This window comes from Treponema sp. R6D11, from assembly GCF_054786075.1.
The window spans coordinates 1-1,549 of sequence record NZ_BDHD01000304.1 but is presented as its reverse complement, the minus strand read 5'-3'; the positions used below and the strand labels follow the sequence as shown (position 1 = coordinate 1,549).

The window sequence follows — 1,549 nt, the reverse complement described above, 5'->3', positions numbered from 1 at the left end:
AAGTAGCAGTTTGTATCTATCTGCGAAAGTATCGATCCCAAGTCCGTTGATAAAAGGGAGCGCGGTTCCGCTGTGGAAAACGATAAATTCTAATCTAAAAATCACACGTGTGCGCGTTGGTTTCAAAAACAAAAACGGCAAATGGCTATCAGGTTACCCGATTACAAGATACCCACGAACCAAAAGCTATTCGTTGGGGAAAATAAATTCTGCTATAAAATTTGGGAAACTTCAGGTAGGAACATATTATTTTGTGATCGAAGCCAGAAATTCAAGGCAAATAAAAACTTTGCAATCAACTAAGTTCTCAGTAGTCGCACCCAAACCAGCTTCCACTCCGCCGCCTCAAAGCAATGTTATTCAACAGCAGAATGAACCACAAGAAACTAGTGGTTCGTTATATAGCAGCAATGCGCCGTTAAATGTTTCTCAAATGAAAGTTAATGCACAGCATATATTAGATTTTTGCGCGCCAGAGGCTGGACTAAGCAGGCGGTGTGTGGGGTTTTGGGAAATATGGAAACAGAAAGCAATATAAATCCTGGTCGATGGGAGTACGGACACACTAATGATATGAGATATGGCTATGGATTGGTGCAATGGACGCCGGCATCTAAATATTTTAATTGGGCTAGAAATTCTAACCTAGAACCTAGTTATATGAATAGCCAGCTAGAACGAATTCTATGGGAAGTTGAAAACAATGAGCAGTTTTATACAAACACTATGACGTTCAAACAATTTACCCGTTCGACAGATACGCCATATAACTTGGCTATGATTTTCTTGAAAGTATATGAAATGCCAAGAAATCCATATCAACCTTTAAGAGGAGTGCAAGCGGCGTTTTGGTATAGCGTACTAAAATAATAGGAGAAAAACATGAAAAAATTTTTTATAACTTTTTTAATTCCGCTGGTTCTCGTGGGCTGCACTTCACGCAGTGCGCAAGTTTTGTCGTCTGGATATTCGACTAATTCACAAACAATCTCGCAAGGAAATATCAAGATGAAATATCCTCAAATATCAGGCATGGCGGATGCTGCTAAACAAACTAAAATTAACGATATGATAAAAAATGAGCTTTGGAAATATGAGGTTTTAGAAACTATTGAAGCATATAAAGGTATAAATGACAACGTCGAAAAAGATATGGGAATTGATTTGGATTATCATATCAAATTGCAAACTCCTGAGTTATTGAGCGTTTTTTATACAGGAACTGCTTATATTAATAAAGAAAATGTCAACAACGAAATTTGCTCTATAACTATTGATTTAAAAAATGCTGAGAAGCTTGATATAACAGATTTTTTGATTGTGGACAAAATCTCCGCCGAAAAACTTTTGAAGTCAGCGAAAATATCAGGACCTTCGGTCGACCCTAATGGGAAGAATGAAGATATCATAGCCGAATTAAAACGCAAAACGCCAAAAACTATTACGGACGGGTTCGAAAATCGAGAAGCATATTATAATTTCTATGTGACAGAAGATGCCCTTTTTGCTAGTTTGCCCATTTCATGCGCTAGCGGTGATTATGTAATAG

At 37.4% G+C, this 1,549-nt stretch carries 3 protein-coding genes; all 3 read left to right on the top strand.

Features of this window, described 5'->3' with window-relative positions:
* Nucleotides 1-538, top strand: a 538-nt coding sequence (locus ACYVTD_RS12555; protein WP_461248091.1) for a hypothetical protein, incomplete at its 5' end; no start/stop codon positions are given.
* The gene (locus ACYVTD_RS12550) at nt 517-870 is read left to right on the top strand and encodes a phage tail tip lysozyme (protein WP_461248090.1); all 354 of its coding nucleotides are present in this window, start codon (nt 517-519) and stop codon (nt 868-870) included. The genes ACYVTD_RS12555 and ACYVTD_RS12550, both read left to right, overlap by 22 nt.
* 12 nt (nt 871-882) lie before the next feature.
* Nucleotides 883-1,549: polysaccharide deacetylase family protein (locus tag ACYVTD_RS12545; RefSeq protein WP_461248089.1), on the top strand; the 667-nt coding region annotated here is incomplete at its 3' end.

Bases quoted from the DNA above. Each gene is read 5' to 3' on its own strand.
- ACYVTD_RS12550 (WP_461248090.1), top strand. From the start codon at position 517: ATGGAAACAGAAAGCAATATAAATCCTGGTCGATGGGAGTACGGACAC.